This is a genomic window from Bifidobacterium sp. WK012_4_13 (assembly GCF_041080835.1).
Classification (GTDB): domain Bacteria; phylum Actinomycetota; class Actinomycetes; order Actinomycetales; family Bifidobacteriaceae; genus Bombiscardovia; species Bombiscardovia fermentum.
On record NZ_CP129683.1, the window covers coordinates 196,836 to 212,726 of the forward strand.

The following is a 15,891-nucleotide window of genomic DNA, read 5'->3' on the forward strand; positions in this document are numbered from 1 at the left end:
CTGCATGGATTGGATGTGGTGGGCTGGCCGGGAACTGCGTGAGGTGGAGGCAGATAAGATGCCTTACGATGCTCGTCGGGACGTGACAATGTGGATTTCTTTAATAGTCGGCAGTGACTTGTTCTGTTTCCACCGGAGGTTTGGCTCAGGGATATTTCCGAGCGTTCGCAATGTCTGAGAGACTTACATGCCGGTGGGGTCTGGTAAGCGTATTTGCCACTTATTCAATCGGCTTTCTCGCCAAGGAGTTGGGGCAGATGTCTCAGTCGGTTCGTGCCTGTGTGATAGGACGCGATCACTCTCGCGAGTAGGCTCGACCGAGCCGAAGCAGCAGGAGCGCGTCCTCGACGAGCTTGTTGATGTCAACAGCGAGAGAAGCGTTGCTTGAAGAAGCTGCACCTGCGTTCCGAATGCGTCTCCACGATATGCTCGGGTCTTTCGTGTGGCATTTTTCAAACAGACTATTTTCTGATCCGTTCACATAGCATTGTATTGTATGTGTTGATTTTTCGGTCGAGAAAATCGATTTCCGATGTGATTTTCGTTTGTTGTTGTGCGAGCAGGGTTTTCTGTTGATGTAGCAGTTTCAGTCTGTCGGGTATCGTCGTGTCGCCTTGTTGACGAAGTCGCGAGTATTCCTTGACTTGGTTTAACGGCATTCCGATCTCGAGAAGTCGCTGGATGAACTCGATCCATGCAATGTCAGTGTCGCAATAGTTGCGGTATCCGGACGCGTTCTTCTGTGGTTGGAGTATGCCTCGCCGTTCGTAGTAGCGCAGCGTTGAGATTGGCAAGCCGGTCTTTTCTGACACCTCGCTGATGAGCATGGCCTTCTCTTTCCGGGCAGTTTGCTATGAACCTTGGTTCATACTTTACGCTGTGTGGTGCCGGCCACGGTGGAAAGGAATGATCATTATGACGAAATCGAGATTTGAAGCAGGCTCAGAGGCGCTGGCCTCCATTGACGGCGTTGGTGGCCAAGCCGTAGTGGATTCACTCAAAGACATAGCGCCCGATCTGGGTAAGTGGGTGGTGGAGTTCGCATTCGGGGACATCTATACGCGGCCTCAGCTTGACCATATGCAGCGTGAGTTGGTGACCTTGGGGAGCCTCGTCACTCAGGGAGATACCGTTCCCGAACTCACAGTCCATATCAATGGCGCTTTGAACGTGGGAATCAGCGAAAAGCAGGTGATAGAGGCTATTCTTCAATGCGTTCCCTATGTCGGATTTCCAAGAACCATCAACGCAGTAAACGTTGCGCGGAAGGTGTTTGCAGACCGGAATGACGAAAAGACCGGTAGTGCAAAGACAGAATAAAGCCCGTATCCTAAGCGACCGTTTTCTATACGGTGCTAAGATCTGCCATTTCTGACAGTTTTCCATGCCGAACGGTGTACGTAAACTCGTGTGTTTATCAATGTGGAGAATCGTGATGCCTTCATGAGTTTAAATGCAATAAAGGCCATGATTGTGTGCTGTTCCAGGGTATCTGCACTGGAACAGCAAGAGCGGTTGCAGACCGACGCTCTCGCGAAGGTGCACCGGCCCGAACTTGACTGCATGCTCGATACCATTCGCGAGTGACAGGTGCTGGTCGCATCGAGGCTTGAAAGACCAGACGGGAGCACGTAGAATCTCGTCGACCTGTTGTATCTCTTGTTGTCAAGGGGAGTCGGGTTCAAACGCTTGGACGGGGATATTAACGACCACAATATCCCACTGGCACAGAATGCACGGATGTCGGCGGACAAGTCGCTGAGGGAATGGGCGAGGCGAAATCATAGATTCAGCAGCGCAACCCCACAGTCATACAGCTTGTTGACTGTTCGTGTCTATGAGTCCCCATTGCACAGAACGGTCTGGTTGTCAGACTTTCGCCGTGATGTTTTCTCTGTTCCAGGAGAAAACATCTTCCAATCCGGCACCTACCGAATAGTCAAGATGGGAACGCCTGGTATGGCGCGACATCGTTGCCATCGTAGACGATATGCAGGCGGAATCCCATTGGTGCAAAGAAGATGAAGATGTCTCATGGCTAGGTTGTCTTGCAGTCATGGAGACTTGGTTCGTACGGCGCATTGTGTGTGTTTTCCTGCGATAATGCATGAAGGGCGGCTCCCACTACTCCCGCATGTGTTCCAGTAGGCGTTACGCTCAATGGGATGGCAAGTCCAGAGATCATTGCCTCACGTTTCATGAGTTCCCTTACCGGATTCAGCAGTAAATCGCCAAGCGCCATCATCCCCCCGTCCAGAACGACGCATTTTGGATCGATCAATGCCGCCACGCTTGCCAAGGCCTGTCCCAGGACCAGCCCAGCTGTGTCCAGCAGTTGGTTGGCGATTGTATCTCCTGACCGTGCCATGGCTGCAATCTCTGGCATCTTGACTTTTCTGCCGCATCGTTTGGCGAACTCTTTCTCGATTGCACGTCCTCCTGCATAGGATTCAACGTGATCGATTGCACCGCATGCACAGGCCCTGCCTTCGCGCACCATAGATGGTATGTGTCCGAGTGATCCGGCGAGACCATGCTCACCTTCCCAGAGCTTCCCATTCAGGACGAGTGCGCTGCCAACACCAGTGCCGACTGCAGTGACGAACGTGGATGGCTGATTGCGCCCCACGCCAATGAGACACTCTCTGATTGCAACTGCATAGACGTCGTTGATCACATGTGTGGGGATTCCGAGTCGGGATTCAAGCTCCGCTTGCAGCGGTTGACCGGCCCATCCTGGAATGAGACTGTTGGCGCTCACGATTGCGTTCTTGTCCACGACCCCGGCAGTGCCCACTCCGCAGGCAGCTGCGACCATGCCTCGGCTGTTGACTATGCTTTTCAAATTCGTTGCAACTGCGATGGCTTGCGCCAGAACTGCTGGACCATTGCTGGCGGTCGGAACTTTCACGGATTCGATGACATCTCCTGAAAGTGTGACAATCGCAGCCTCCAGCTTGGTGCCGCCAATGTCCATGCCAATGGCGATCCGAGATGAGTCCGCATCTACCTTCAATAGATTCTGCATAGCGAAGGTATCGATCATCATTTCAGGGCCCCCGCTGCCATACCGCTGATGAAGTATCGCTGCGCTAGCAGGAAAATCACGAAGGCTGGGATGGTGAACAATACGCATGCAGCCATCAAGGGTCCCCATTCGACGCCATGTTGTGAGAAGAATGCATAGAGCCCGATGGACAACGTGTATTTGCTTGAATCTCCAAGATAGATGAGTGGATTCATGAAATCCGTCCACGACCAAACGAATTGGAAGACTGCGGATGTTATGAGTGCCGGTCGAGCAATTGGCAGCACGATGGACCAATATATCCGCAGTTCGTTCGCTCCGTCGACACGAGCCGCCTCGATGATCTCATCTGGGACTGCCATGAAGAATTGACGAATGAGATAGATCAGAAATGGGACGCCGAGAAAAGTCGGCACGACCAATGGAACCATGCCGTCCGATAGCCCGATCTTGTTCCACATGAGATACAGCGGAATCATCGTTACCTGCGGTGGCAGCATCATTGTGGCGAGTATCACGACCATCAAGCTGCGAGATCCGCGCCAATGCACCTTTGAAAGCCCGTAAGCTATCAATGGGCATGACAGCACCACGCCCAATACGCTCAAACCTGAGATGACGAGTGTGTTGATCAGATATGACCAGAATGGGATCGTGTGAAGAGCGGATGCAAAATTCTGCAAAGTCCAAACGGTGGGCAGCAATTGCGGTGGAGAGTGGAAGATGTCACTATCCGTTTTGAAAGCTGTCGTGAGCATGGCGACGAATGGGAAAAAGAACACCAACAGCAGCAGGAAGAGAGCCAAGCGTTGCCCGACCCATACCGCTGCCATATGAGGTGTCATTGTCGGCCGTCGCGTACTAGTCTGCGGAGTTGTCATAGTGCACCCATCTACGTGAAGATAAAATCAAAAGTAATGTGATTACGAGTGTGATGATGAATAACACCCATGCCATCGCAGACGCGTACCCCATTTTCAGATAGGTAAAGGCATTCTGGAAAAGGTACATCGATAGGCTCAGCATCGAATTCCCCGGCCCTCCGCTGGCTGCTGACCCATTTCCCACTGCTGTGGATTGGGTCAGCAAATACGGTTGGGTGAATACCTGCAGATATGAGATCATCACGACAATGATTTGGAAAAGGGTGATTGGTGTCAGCTGCGGCCATGTGATGTATAGGAAACGCTTCCATGCGCCAGCGCCATCAAGCTGTGCCGCTTCATACAAATCTTTCGGCACGTCTCTCAGCGCAGCAAGGTAGATGATTATCGTCTGACCTGTTGTCCAGAGTGCGATGAGCAGAATGGCCGGTTTTCCCCATGCGGGCTCTGTCAGCCAATCAGGTTGCGGTAAGTGGAAAAATGCAAGTGTGGAATTGACGAAGCCATATTTCGAATTCAGCATCCAACGCCACAAATAGCTGCTCACCACCATCGGCACTATAACAGGTAAATATACAAGACCGCGCCACACGGCCTGCCCGCGTATTGAAAAGTTCAGAATATGAGCGCCAAGCAGACCGATGACAATCGTCGCAGGCACGCCAATCAGCGTTAGGATGATGGTGTTGAACAAAGCTTTCCAAAATGTGGAGTCGGATGACAGTTGCAGAAAGTTTTGCATCCCCACCCATTTCGGTGAGGTAAAAATGCTGAATTCGGTAAAACTATAGAAAGCGGAAGCTATCATGGGATACCCGATGAGAAGCACGAACCCGACGATGAATGGGGATGTGAAGGCCAGGCCTTTGAGAATCTGACGTTTGCCTGGACTCATCGGATGACGAGCATTCTGAATCTTATTCACGTCATGAGAGCTGGACTTGCGCACATTTCTTTCAGATTCGTGATTCGCTATGTTAGTCGCCATAGCTTGCCGCCTTTTTGGCGACTGAGCTGAGCGTCTCCTTCGCGCTTGTCTTGCCAAGCACAAAGTCACTGAACGCTGATGTCAAATCGGTCTGGTACTGCGCAGTGTATGTGGCAGGCGCGAACGACAAGGCATTCTTGCTTTTCAGACCTTGCAGCCATACATCAAAGCCGGGCAAAGAATCATATGCAGGATCGTCCAGCAGAGAGGTGCGCGCAGGGAGATTGCCGAGCGCCTTGGTAAAGGTCCGCATTGCCTTTACGCCTGTCAAATACTTTATGAACGTTGCCGCTTCTTGCTTGTGCCTTGAATTTGTCGGGATGAAGAACATGCTGCTGTATGTCTGAGTAGTGTTCCTTAGCTTCGACGACGCCATCGGAATGTCTATGACACCCCAATTGAGTTTTGGCGCGACTTTCTTGATATTGGCTGACTGCCATTCTCCATCGATCGTCATCGCGATCTTTCCTGTGTAAAAAGGATCCTGAGCGCTCATATAGGTACCGTAACCAGATTCGAACTTCGTAATGTTGCTTGCCTTGTATCTATCAAGCAGATTCGTCTTGTACCAGTTAAGTGCGGCAATGTTGCCCGCATTCGTCGGTGTCGGTTTGCCGTTGGCATCCCATGACCCTCCAAATACGTAGGCAAGGGTGCTGAGAAGATTATATGATGACGAAGTTCCAAGGCCGAGTTGAGTAATGGTGCCATCGGCATTGGTCTTTGTAAGTTTCGCTATGTCTGTGGCCAGCTCATCCATCGTCGTCGGGGTCTTCGTAATTCCGGCTGCCTTGAACTCATCTTTGTTGTACAGCAACTTATATTCCTGCACTGCAATCGGCATCGCATACAGCTTGCCTTTGTATTTATCCTGCGAAAGAACCGAAGGGATGAAATCACTGGTATTGAATCCATAGTCATCGAGCGGTTCAAGAATTCCCTTTGATGCCCAAGAGCCTACATTGGAGCCAAACGAATCAGACACATCGAATTGCCCGCTGGTGCTTGACATCGATGTAAGCTGCTTGGTCTGGTCAGGATTGGAGACTGCCTTGACGACGATCTTGGATTGACTGGCATTGAAATCGTCAACAACCTTCTCAAGCGCTTTTGCCTCTTCACCCGTCCAGAGATATGAGAAGGTGATGGTGGTTTTTCCGGATGAGGATTCCGAAGTTCCGGAACCGCAACCCGAAAAGGCTACGGCACTGACAGTAACCGCAGTGATGATTGCAGCCACTTTCTTCCTAATGGTTCCATTCATGAGTGAAGCTCCTTATGTCAAGATAATCAAGCAACGGAATTAGGATATACCATTTGTTGCTCTTGGAAGACATATTAGCGGGGAATATGTTGTATTTGTAACGGAATACATGTGACTTTGTAACATGGCGGATACATGTTATTATGGTTATTGGTAAATACCATTAGCTTGGTGATGTCACATCGCCTTGGATAAATCGAGAGGATTCGAGATATAGAAGATGAAGATCAATGCCCAACAGAAAACTGACTCGACACTTACCAAAAGCGAAGTCATCCGCAAGCACGTTCTGTCGCTCATCGATGAAGGATTGGGCCCTCAGGACAAGCTGCCCACAGAGCGTGAACTTGCTGAAGAGCTGTCGACATCACGCATGACCGTGCGGCAGGTATTGAAACGGCTCGAGTTCGAAGGTCTTGTATACAGCAAACAGGGCGCGGGGACATTCGTCAGGGATCAGCGTATCTCTAAATCCCTTGAACTGAGCTCGTTCAGCGAAGATATGCGGCTGAGAAGACTGCGCCCGGGCTCTCGTTCCATTCAGGAGGATCGCAGTCCTGCCGGTGCAGAGATCGGGTTCGCACTTACGATCAGCCCTCGTGATGAAGTCACCCACTTTCACCGCATCCGTACTGCGGACGACATACCGATCTGCGTTGAAGACAGCTATATTCCGAGCAAGCTCGTGCCGGGTATCGCAGAGGACGCATTGGCGGGATCGCTCTACGAGATTCTTGAGAGACGTTTTTCGTTGCGACTTGATCATGCAGAGCAGACCATTCGCGCTACCGTGTTGGATTCCGAACAGGCGAGGCAACTTGACAGTGCTGAATTCAGTCCAGCCTTTGAAGTTACACGGATCACCTTCGATGTGAGTGGGCGACGGGTTGAATATGCTCGCAGCATCTACCGAGGAGATAGGTATTCGTATTCATTCACGGTCTATAGATCTGGCGATCGTCAGAGTCGGCAACATTAAGGGGAATGCTTACAATGAATGCTTCTATCGCGAAACTCAAGGATGGACTTATCGTTTCATCCCAAGTCATGAATCCAGCCAGCCCGCTCTTGGCGCCATCGACATTGGCGGCTCTGGCCAAGGCTGCTGAACTTGGGGGTGCGGTCGGCTTCCGTGTCGATGGGGTCGATGTCGTTCGAGAATTGCGGCGACTCAGCGATCGACCCATCATTGGAATTCACAAAAATCGCGCATCGGGAATGGATACATATATTACCGTCTGTGTCAAAGATGCCATCGCCCTAATTTCCGCAGGTGCCGACATCGTTGCCGCACAGGCTACCGAAGGCTCTCGTCCGGCGGAATCCTTCGCGGAGATCGTTCAGGCCGTTCACATGCAAGGGGCACTTGTGATGGGCGATGTTTCCACCTACGAAGAAGGCATCGCTGCAGTCGCGAATGGTGCTGACATAGTCGCGACGACGCTCGCGGGGTATACGTCACAAAGCAAGGGGGCTCATCGTCCCGACCTTCGGCTCGCACAGCGGCTTTCCAACAGTGTAAATGTTCCTGTGGTCGTTGAGGGTGGAATTTGGACCCCGGAAGATGTAGCAGGTGCCTTTGATGCGGGAGCGTGGGCAGTGGTCGTGGGCTCGGCGCTGACTGCGCCAGACATCATTGCCGCGCATCTTTCACAGGGACTGCCGCACAGGCATATCGGGGTCCTGGCATGAAGAATCCACAGGCGGAACGTCGCAATGGAGCAACCTATAGGGACCATAAGCAATGAATTGACGGTCGTATGAAGCAGGGCATCATTGCACCGATTATCTTCGCATGCATGTTCCTTCGGAGCTTTTCCACAGCAGTGTCGACCCGGCGGTGGTGATGAGTGCGAGAATGCTGATTGACCAGAATCCTGGCAGCGTTGAAAGGAGTGGTCCTCCTATGATGCCGGCTATGGTTGAGCCGAGGTACATGAGCACGTTCGCCAGTGCGGATACGGTTCCCCGTGCGGTCGTGGTCAGCGACTGCAAGAGGTTCATGAATACGGGGAACAGCATGCCTCCGATGAAGAATGTGCAGGTGAGTATCATCACCGGAATGGCCAGGACCGTGCCTAGGGGAAGTAGCAGGTATGCGGTCGCGTATCCGCCCATGGCAAGGAAGAGCACTGGCCATTGTCCGATGCGGGCCACGATTCTCGGTCCGATGAGAGCTCCGGCGGTGTTGCCTGCGCCTAGCGCAATCATGACCATGCCGATGCCTTCCGTGTTCAATTGGAAGTCCTTGGAGAGCCATGTGGCGATGAATGACATGATGGCGAAGTTGCCCGTTTGGAACAGTAGATATGCCGCGAGGCGGGGGAGCGAGTGCCGTGTGCGGAGCAGGGCCATGTACTGCTGTGATATGTGCTTGTGCGATGCGGATGGATTGACGCTTGGGAACCATATGCTCAGCGCGATGGTTGCCAGCAGTGACGCTGCCCCGACTGCGTAGAAGGGGTCGGATGTTGACCGTGTTGCGAGAAAGCTGCCGATGGGCACACCGGCGATCTGCGCGACGGTGAGGCCAAGGGTCGGGGCGGCCATCGCGCTGACCACGTGGTTCTTCGGCACGAGCTGTGGAATCGCTGCCCATACTTGGGGCGAGCCGATGGCTGCCATTACTCCTGCCAGGAATCGCAGTGCGATCATGGAGGAGAATGACCATGCTGTTCCACAGGCGGTGGTGGCCAGAGAGAATCCGAGCATGCCGATGCAGAGTACGCGCTTGCGGTCGAAACGGTCGGACATGGGGCCGGAGAAAACCGCCGTGATGCAGTAGCCTATGGCATAGGCGGATATCATCCATCCTGCCCTGTCGCTGGGGTTGCCGAATTTCTTGGTCAGCAGGGACAGCAAGGGCGCCACGAGGAAGGTGTCCGTCCCGATCAGAAACTGTACGGCGAAGGTGAGTAGATTGAGTCGTTTCATATGATGAGGTCCTTCTTGGTCGATCGGCCTGCAATGTCAGGCACTTCGGTATGCTAAACCTTGACACTAATGTGAAGGTCAAGTCGGAGGCGTCGGATGCGTATTGGTCGTTTTGCACGAGAGGCTGGTCTGACCACCAGACAGGTTCGCTATTACAGCGACAAGGACCTGCTTCCTGCGATGAAGACTTCGAATGGCTACCGAGAGTATGATTCCAGGCAGATTCCTCGGGCCAAGCGGCTGCATTGTCTGCTTGCGGCGGGGATACCAAGCGAACAACTGTGCAGGATAAGCGGCTGCCTGGATAGCGACAGTCCGGTCGCGTGCAAGGAACTGCGAGAGGCGATGAGGTCGCAGATTGATTCGCTCGAGCGGCGAATCCGACAGCTGGAAACCGCACGGGACACTCTCAAGCGGAAGATTCACTAACTCCGGAGGCTGTCTTCAAGCAGACATGCTCCGTGACTTGATCAGATTATGGCCTGACTAATCGATGGTTTTGTTCACCGTAAGGTATCTCGTTTGTTGGGTTGTTGTCATTCCATGCTGCGTTTGGCGCGTTTTGTGAACTTGATGTCGAACTGAGAATTATGAATCGTGCAAACATCGTGATGTGCTTCAGTTCCATCGTATTATGAGCCCACTTTGCAAGTTTTTGGCACTTGGCCAAGTATCATTGCCCCAAAGCGGCTTGAATCCGACCGCCGTCATACCGTTTTCGCCTGTTTGTACTTGGCCAAGTGTCAAAAACATGCAAGTCGGACCCAATGACAAGGTGTATGCAGAGAATCGTCTGCGGAATGGTTGTATTCCAGGCATGCGTTGTTGCGATGATTCCGGAATCATAAGAGATCCTGAAATGCAGGAAGCGCTCATATATGGTGAATGAGCGCTTGGATGACTCAGAGGTAAGGATGGCTGGGGTTCAGCGGACATTCAATGGACCTTCAACGGATCGACGAGCCTTATGCTGCAGAACGATAGGATTTTACGTCTGCGTCCGCAACCGAGAGCGTCTGTCGAATAGCATTGGATTATTATTTTTGACCTCTCAGTCAATTAATGACATCTTGATGCTTGTTGGTCGCAATAGCAGATTCGGTGAAGATGGGGTCGTTGCCCACGCCCACGAGGCCTTTGTTGGGGACGGTTATGGGGGGGCATTTGTCGCATGCAGTAGATGTCAGGTATCTGGTTGTCGGCATTACTGTTGTTTCCTTAAGAAAGGGTATGCGTGTGTGTTCAGCGACGTAGCTAGTTCGATGCTTTTTCATTCAGCTTTCCCTGGCTGATGCCAGGTATGACGAGAGCGAATACTGATACTAGACATATGATAAGGATTACCGTTCCCGCTGAAAATGCTGCTGATACCTGTGCAGCAACCTGTGCGGTCTGCGTCGCAAAAGAGTGCGTCGTGGTGACCCCCGATGACGATGCGACCAGTACTCCCAGCCCGAGTGACATGCCGACTTGATGGAAGGTGTTCACCAAACCCGATGCTGCTCCAGCATCGTGCGGTGCGACGCGAACTATACCTGAGGATGTCAAGGGGGCAAAGGCGAAGCCTTGACCTGCGCCGATCAACAGCATTGGGAGACCGACTTGAATTGCATATGAGCTTTCGGTGGAAAGCAGACTCAACAGATAGAATCCTGCGAGCGTGAGGGTCACACCCATGATGAGCAGGGTGGTTGAACCAATTTTTCTGGAGAGCAATGGTACTTGCAGAGCCGCAACAAAGTTTATCGCCGTCATTGGTAGGAATCCGAGTCCGGCTTCTAGAGGGGTGAAGTGGAGCGCGTTTTGCATATATTGCGTCATGAAATAGAAGAAGCCAATCATTGCCGCCATATAGAGGAATCTAGCGATGTATGCTCCGAATCTTTCTCGATCTGCAAAGAGTTGCATAGGCATGATCGGTTGTGAAGCCTTTGACTCGTTCACCACCAGGAGAACGAGCAGCGCAGCACCAATGAGGAGAGAGATGACTGTTGGGGTCGACAGCCACCGAGTTTCACTGGCGTGGAGTATGCCAAATACCAAGGACCCCACTCCCATGGTCGATAATGCTGCCCCTATGGCGTCGAACGATCCTCTTTTGCGTTCATCTACTGGCAGATATCGTGGTGCGAGGACCATCATTGCGATGCCGATCGGGACGTTGATGAAGAAGCCTGCACGCCATGATATTAACTGTGCACACGCGCCACCAATCACAAGTCCCAGACTCGCGCCTATGCCTGCCGTTGCGCCATACCAAGCAACAGCCCGGTTTCGTTCCCGACCTTCAGAGAACGATGCGGTGAGTAAAGAGAGGGATGAGGGTGCGACGATTGAGGAGCCGATGCCTTGCAGAGCTCTGGCTCCGATGACCCACCAGCCGTTTTGTGCGACACCTACCATAAAGGAAGCGGTTGTGAACAGTGCCAGACCGATGATGAAAACCTTGCGACGTCCCATAAGGTCACCTAAACGCGAACCCAGAAGCAGTAGGCCTCCGAATACAAGCGTATAGGCATCCTGGACCCATGGCGTTTGCCAGGGGGTTAGCATCAGATTCTCAGTCATGTCCGGCAAGGCAGTGAATATGACTGAGTTGTCTAGAATGATAATAAAATAACTGATCAGAATTATTGCGAGAATGATTGTTGAGCGGCTATTGCGATTGTGCGTTACGACAGACATCTGCTCTCTGATTCCTTTGAAGTAAGTAGGGATGATTCTATACTTTGACATGTGCGCTCTCTGAGATGACTTCCTGAAAGCTGTTCATTAAGCGACAGGAGATGCCCAAGATTGCATATAACATCGAACCAGTTTTCCGGGAATGCGGGAGTTCCTGCTTATACAGGTAATCACAGAGCCTGTTTTACTGACGAAGTAACTACCTATGCTTGTAACCAGTGTGAAACGAATGCTCGCATTATCGATGTGAAGTCGGCATTCGATCGTTGCAACCGGGTGAGGGGAGAACATGAGAGTTTTGATACTAGGGGCGGCAGGCCGCGTGCCATCGTTCCTCATACCTATGCTTTTGGAACGGACCGATAACGATCTTGTATTATTCGCTCGTAGAGCTGCAAATAGAATTGTGAATCCTGATACGCAACGTGTCTCTATCGTGGAAGGTGATTTCGGTAGCAAAAGCGATTTACTGCCTGCGTTACAAGGCGTGGAGGCGGTCTATCTCAACGAGATGGGCGACCCGGACTCAGTCGCTAATGTGGTTGAGACACTCCAGGAATCAAGAGTGAATCGTTTGATTGGAAGCACAGTGCTGGGTATCTACCACGAAGTGCAAGGAAAATTTGGGGCATGGAATACTGCAATGGTCGGTGGGTCTTTGCAACGGTACATGGCAGCTGCAGCGATGGTGGAGAATTCCTCATTGAATTACACGCTTCTCAGACTCACATGGCTGTATGACCAGACCGGGAACACGTCTTATGGCCTGACACGCAAGGGCGAACTCTTCAAAGGCGCGCAGGTGACCAGACAGGCGGTGGCTCAACTGATCATGGATATCTTGACCGACGGGACTCATGGTTTCGACAGGGCGAGCCTTGGAGTAGGCGAACCAGGCACTGATTTTGACAAGCCTTCGTTCTACTGACGGAACACATACCCACAAACCGGCCCCGTGCCACGGTGACGATGGCATGGGCAGGAGATACTTCGCTTTCCGTGCAGTGCCTGTATCCGCTGCATGATATCCGTGGGAACTCATGCTCAACATGGGTTTGAGGCGTGTCAGCTTCACCCGGCAATAGTCGGAGCGCCATGACTAGTACTGCTGGGTGATGGGGGGGAATCGTATGGTTGAGACATGCCAGAGTGAGGCATTGAATAAAGTGCATGAGTTGAGATTCTCTGTGAGCATCTTGAAACAGTGGTAGTGAAGTGGCGTTCCCATTCACATTCGAGATTATCGATTTGTTGAACTGACTCGTACGACTATAGGATGCAAACGGTGTGCTTATCGTTTCTGAAGATGTCGAAAGCAGAGACCCATGCCATGGCAATGGTATTCGGTCATGGCTCAAGTAGCTGCAAAGGGGCCGATCAATAATTCAACATGTTAGGGCTCGTCCTATGAAGGCGCCAACAGTGCTCTACGGGTCGGCATGTGATTGTATGCATCCTTATGGGCGCGGTCTTCTCTGCGCAATCATGCATGTGGATACACGGATTCTTGAATCATGACGAAGCCGGACGTATGCCCACAGTGATGAGGGTGGCTTCCGGCCTTGAAAATTCACAGTTGGTATGGGGGTAAAGACAGTGCCTCCCGCATCGGTTCGAGTAGTGCTTAGCTATAAGCTACTGGGCAGTTGCAGAACGGAAATGATCGATAGTGCAAATGTTAGCGTTTGCTGGAACTGGATTGTGGCCGAACAATGGTTCATTGAGCCATGAATTGCGAATGGGGAGGGGAAATGAAGTCTGTGTCGGATGTGAAACAGCAGGTGAAGGAGTTTCTCAGTTCTAGGCGTGCTCGAATTTCACCTGGTGACGCCGGGCTGCCAGCTTATGGAGGCAATCGTAGGGTACCTGGTTTGCGTCGCGAGGAAGTGGCGATGCTGTCGGGTGTTTCCGTGGATTATTATATCCGTCTTGAACGGGGGAATATTGGTGGGGCGTCTGATAAGATCTTGGATGCGATAGCCAATACCTTAAGACTCGATGATGCGGAACGCGAGTATCTTTTTGATCTTGCCCGCTCGGTGACATCCAGAGGTAAACGTTCCGTTGGCGGTAAGCATGAGCTTCAACGCTCGGTTCGCCAGGTTTTGGATGCCATCACCGATACGCCGGCATGGGTTCGCAATGGCAGACACGACATCATCGCATCGAACGCCTTGGGTGCTGCCCTCTACGCGCCGGTGTTCTCTGATGCTCGACGACCGGTGAATACCACCAGATTTACATACCTCAATCCGGCAGCAAAACAGTTTTGGCGTGACTATGACGTTATTGCTCACGATGCGGCAGCGATGCTGCGTCTTGAGGCTGGACGTCATCCACATGACGCGGAGCTCATCGCTCTCATTGGCGAGTTGTCAACCGGCAGTGAATTATTCAGGCGCGAGTGGGCATTGCAGGATGTCAAATTCCACCGTAGTGGTGTCAAACGGATACATCATCCTGTGGTGGGAGATCTCGAATTGGATTTTGAATCCATGGAACTGCCGAGTGCGCCGGGTTTGGTGCTTAATGTGTACACTGCACCGGCGAATTCGCCTACCGCGGACGCCTTGAGACTCTTGTCTTCGTGGGTGGCGTCGCAGGAGGAGGTCAGGAAGCCCGCTGCTATAGAGCAAGAAGGAATGATGCCAAAGGAAGGCCAGCAATGAGCAATGTTTTGATTCTCGGTGCCAACGGTCAGATAGCAAGGCTGGTGAGAAAACGGCTGCTCGCCGATACCGATGCCCAGTTGACACTGTATTTGCGAAACTCCCGACGACTGGGAAACATTGACCCACGGCGAGAAAAGATAGTGGATGCTGATGTCAATGATGGTGAAGCCTTGCAGAATGCCATTTCCGGACAGGATTTGATATATGCAAATCTGGGTGGTGAGTTCGAGCCAATGGCACGCAAGGTTGTTGATGCCATGGAACATGACGAGGTGAGCCGGCTGATTTGGGTGACCGGGTTGGGGCTTTACCATGAGGTTCCTGGTGAGTTCGGGCGATGGGTCGATGAATCCATAGGGTCTGAAATCATGGAGGACACTCGACGAGCAGCACGGATTATCGAGTCGTCGCCTTTGGATGCGACCATCATCCGTGCCGCGTATATGAACAATGATCCCACGGTAGATTACGAGCTCACCCATAAGGGCGAGCCATTCAAAGGCACCGTGGTCTCACGGTCAAGCATCGCCGATCTGATCGTGCACATCATCACTGATCCCACGCTTTATTCAAACGAGAGCCTAGGAATCGCACAACCTGGAACTGACGGTAACCGGCCTTGGTGATGTGGCTTTCGGACGGAAAGGACAATATTCCACGGGAAGGGAAAAGTAAATGAAAAAACAAACAGCAGGCCGGGACATTCTGGGCGAGATCGCTCCGACCTTCGCAGAACTCAATGATGATGTGCTTTTTGGTGAGGTCTGGGCACGCGAGAGCCAAATGTCTGTCCACGATCGCAGTGTGATCACATGCGCAAGTCTGATGTCGCAGGGTCTGTTTCCGCAACTCGAATCGCATCTGAAGCTAGCCAAGGCGAACGGTGTGAGCAGGGAAGAGATTGTGGGGATGACCACGCAGCTTGCCTTTTATGCCGGTTGGCCGAAAGCATGGTCGACGTTTTCTCTGATTGCCGGCGTATATGGCGATGAGAATGGTGATGAGTTGGTTGATTTGCCTGATCATGGCATCTTTCCACTCGGGGAGGCCATCGAGGGGCCGAACTTCACGGGAACGGCATGGTTGCACATGATGACCGATTCCTCCGCATCTGTGTCCGCGGGCAACGTCACCTTCGCTCCGGGGTGCATCAACCGTTGGCATTCGCACCCGGAAGGCCAGCTCCTTCTTGTCACGGCAGGGCATGGATGGGAGCAACAAGAGGGCAGGACAGCCCGCAGACTTGAAGCGGGTGATGTGGTGTTCTGCCCCGCGAATGTGAAACACTGGCATGGCGCCACGAAGGACTCGTCGTTCACACACATTGCGGTCACTCCTGTCCAGCCCGGACAGAAAGCCGCCGACTGGTTTGATTTCCCAGATCTCGATGGCGGCAACGCTTTGGAATGAAACGATTTCTCAAGGGACGATGCTCT

Annotated in this window: 15 protein-coding genes; 8 read left to right on the forward strand and 7 right to left on the reverse strand. The window is 52.3% G+C overall.

What is annotated here, in order from left to right:
- Positions 1-461 precede the first annotated feature (461 nt).
- Entirely contained in the window at positions 462-827 is a 366-nt protein-coding gene (locus QN062_RS00770; RefSeq protein WP_369341746.1) for a MerR family transcriptional regulator, read from the reverse strand.
- A gap of 88 nt (positions 828-915) precedes the next feature.
- Here QN062_RS00770 and QN062_RS00775 point away from each other — a divergent pair, with 88 nt between their 5' ends.
- Positions 916-1,320, forward strand: a complete 405-nt coding sequence (locus tag QN062_RS00775; RefSeq protein WP_369341747.1) for a carboxymuconolactone decarboxylase family protein — start codon at positions 916-918, stop codon at positions 1,318-1,320.
- A gap of 718 nt (positions 1,321-2,038) precedes the next feature.
- Here the strand turns inward: QN062_RS00775 and QN062_RS00780 are convergent.
- The 4 genes from QN062_RS00780 to QN062_RS00795 are packed head-to-tail and all read right to left on the reverse strand — an operon-like array spanning position 2,039 to position 6,164.
- A complete protein-coding gene (locus QN062_RS00780) occupies positions 2,039-3,028 on the reverse strand; it encodes an ROK family protein (RefSeq protein WP_369341748.1) in 990 nt (329 codons plus the stop codon).
- 17 nt (positions 3,029-3,045) lie between these two features.
- Positions 3,046-3,861 (reverse strand): carbohydrate ABC transporter permease, encoded by an 816-nt coding sequence (locus QN062_RS00785; RefSeq protein ID WP_369341749.1) that lies wholly within the window; start codon positions 3,859-3,861, stop codon positions 3,046-3,048.
- Positions 3,862-3,889: 28 nt separating this feature from the next.
- Positions 3,890-4,900 (reverse strand): carbohydrate ABC transporter permease, encoded by a 1,011-nt coding sequence (locus QN062_RS00790; protein ID WP_369341750.1) that lies wholly within the window; start codon positions 4,898-4,900, stop codon positions 3,890-3,892.
- Positions 4,890-6,164, reverse strand: a complete 1,275-nt coding sequence (locus QN062_RS00795; protein ID WP_369341751.1) for an ABC transporter substrate-binding protein — start codon at positions 6,162-6,164, stop codon at positions 4,890-4,892. The genes QN062_RS00790 and QN062_RS00795 overlap by 11 nt, the downstream gene beginning before the upstream one ends.
- Positions 6,165-6,384: 220 nt before the next feature.
- Here QN062_RS00795 and QN062_RS00800 point away from each other — a divergent pair, with 220 nt between their 5' ends.
- Positions 6,385-7,143, forward strand: coding sequence for a GntR family transcriptional regulator (locus QN062_RS00800; protein ID WP_369341752.1), 759 nt, complete (start codon positions 6,385-6,387; stop codon positions 7,141-7,143).
- Positions 7,144-7,157: 14 nt separating this feature from the next.
- Complete coding sequence (locus QN062_RS00805; protein ID WP_369341753.1) at positions 7,158-7,856, forward strand: N-acetylmannosamine-6-phosphate 2-epimerase; 699 nt, start codon at positions 7,158-7,160, stop codon at positions 7,854-7,856.
- A 93-nt stretch (positions 7,857-7,949) separates the two neighbouring features.
- On the opposite strand, the gene QN062_RS00810 is transcribed toward QN062_RS00805, so the two are convergent.
- Positions 7,950-9,098, reverse strand: a complete 1,149-nt coding sequence (locus QN062_RS00810; protein ID WP_369341754.1) for an MFS transporter — start codon at positions 9,096-9,098, stop codon at positions 7,950-7,952.
- A 96-nt stretch (positions 9,099-9,194) separates the two neighbouring features.
- On the opposite strand from QN062_RS00810, the gene QN062_RS00815 reads away from it, so the two are divergent.
- Positions 9,195-9,527 (forward strand): MerR family transcriptional regulator, encoded by a 333-nt coding sequence (locus QN062_RS00815; protein ID WP_369341755.1) that lies wholly within the window; start codon positions 9,195-9,197, stop codon positions 9,525-9,527.
- Positions 9,528-10,352: 825 nt separating this feature from the next.
- Here the strand turns inward: QN062_RS00815 and QN062_RS00820 are convergent.
- Entirely contained in the window at positions 10,353-11,834 is a 1,482-nt protein-coding gene (locus QN062_RS00820) for an MFS transporter (RefSeq protein WP_369341756.1), read from the reverse strand.
- A gap of 238 nt (positions 11,835-12,072) precedes the next feature.
- Between QN062_RS00820 and QN062_RS00825 the strand changes: the two genes are divergently transcribed.
- From QN062_RS00825 to QN062_RS00840, 4 genes are all read left to right on the forward strand, one after another.
- Positions 12,073-12,711 (forward strand): NAD(P)H-binding protein, encoded by a 639-nt coding sequence (locus QN062_RS00825; RefSeq protein ID WP_369341757.1) that lies wholly within the window; start codon positions 12,073-12,075, stop codon positions 12,709-12,711.
- A gap of 823 nt (positions 12,712-13,534) precedes the next feature.
- Positions 13,535-14,452 carry a helix-turn-helix transcriptional regulator gene (locus tag QN062_RS00830; RefSeq protein WP_369341758.1) on the forward strand — a complete coding sequence of 306 codons (918 nt, stop codon included), beginning with the start codon at positions 13,535-13,537 and terminating at the stop codon, positions 14,450-14,452.
- Entirely contained in the window at positions 14,449-15,081 is a 633-nt protein-coding gene (locus QN062_RS00835) for an NAD(P)H-binding protein (protein ID WP_369341759.1), read from the forward strand. Before QN062_RS00830 ends, QN062_RS00835 begins: the two co-directional genes overlap by 4 nt.
- A gap of 49 nt (positions 15,082-15,130) precedes the next feature.
- Positions 15,131-15,865: a carboxymuconolactone decarboxylase family protein gene (locus QN062_RS00840; protein ID WP_369341760.1), complete on the forward strand. Its 735-nt coding sequence runs from the start codon at positions 15,131-15,133 to the stop codon at positions 15,863-15,865.
- Positions 15,866-15,891 lie beyond the last annotated feature (26 nt).

Bases quoted from the DNA above. Each gene is read 5' to 3' on its own strand.
- QN062_RS00770 (WP_369341746.1), bottom strand. From the start codon at position 827: ATGCTCATCAGCGAGGTGTCAGAAAAGACCGGCTTGCCAATCTCAACG.
- QN062_RS00775 (WP_369341747.1), top strand. From the start codon at position 916: ATGACGAAATCGAGATTTGAAGCAGGCTCAGAGGCGCTGGCCTCCATT.
- QN062_RS00780 (WP_369341748.1), bottom strand. From the start codon at position 3,028: ATGCAGAATCTATTGAAGGTAGATGCGGACTCATCTCGGATCGCCATT.
- QN062_RS00785 (WP_369341749.1), bottom strand. From the start codon at position 3,861: ATGGCAGCGGTATGGGTCGGGCAACGCTTGGCTCTCTTCCTGCTGCTG.
- QN062_RS00790 (WP_369341750.1), bottom strand. From the start codon at position 4,900: ATGGCGACTAACATAGCGAATCACGAATCTGAAAGAAATGTGCGCAAG.
- QN062_RS00795 (WP_369341751.1), bottom strand. From the start codon at position 6,164: ATGAATGGAACCATTAGGAAGAAAGTGGCTGCAATCATCACTGCGGTT.
- QN062_RS00800 (WP_369341752.1), top strand. From the start codon at position 6,385: ATGAAGATCAATGCCCAACAGAAAACTGACTCGACACTTACCAAAAGC.
- QN062_RS00805 (WP_369341753.1), top strand. From the start codon at position 7,158: ATGAATGCTTCTATCGCGAAACTCAAGGATGGACTTATCGTTTCATCC.
- QN062_RS00810 (WP_369341754.1), bottom strand. From the start codon at position 9,098: ATGAAACGACTCAATCTACTCACCTTCGCCGTACAGTTTCTGATCGGG.
- QN062_RS00815 (WP_369341755.1), top strand. From the start codon at position 9,195: ATGCGTATTGGTCGTTTTGCACGAGAGGCTGGTCTGACCACCAGACAG.
- QN062_RS00820 (WP_369341756.1), bottom strand. From the start codon at position 11,834: ATGTCAAAGTATAGAATCATCCCTACTTACTTCAAAGGAATCAGAGAG.
- QN062_RS00825 (WP_369341757.1), top strand. From the start codon at position 12,073: ATGAGAGTTTTGATACTAGGGGCGGCAGGCCGCGTGCCATCGTTCCTC.
- QN062_RS00830 (WP_369341758.1), top strand. From the start codon at position 13,535: ATGAAGTCTGTGTCGGATGTGAAACAGCAGGTGAAGGAGTTTCTCAGT.
- QN062_RS00835 (WP_369341759.1), top strand. From the start codon at position 14,449: ATGAGCAATGTTTTGATTCTCGGTGCCAACGGTCAGATAGCAAGGCTG.
- QN062_RS00840 (WP_369341760.1), top strand. From the start codon at position 15,131: ATGAAAAAACAAACAGCAGGCCGGGACATTCTGGGCGAGATCGCTCCG.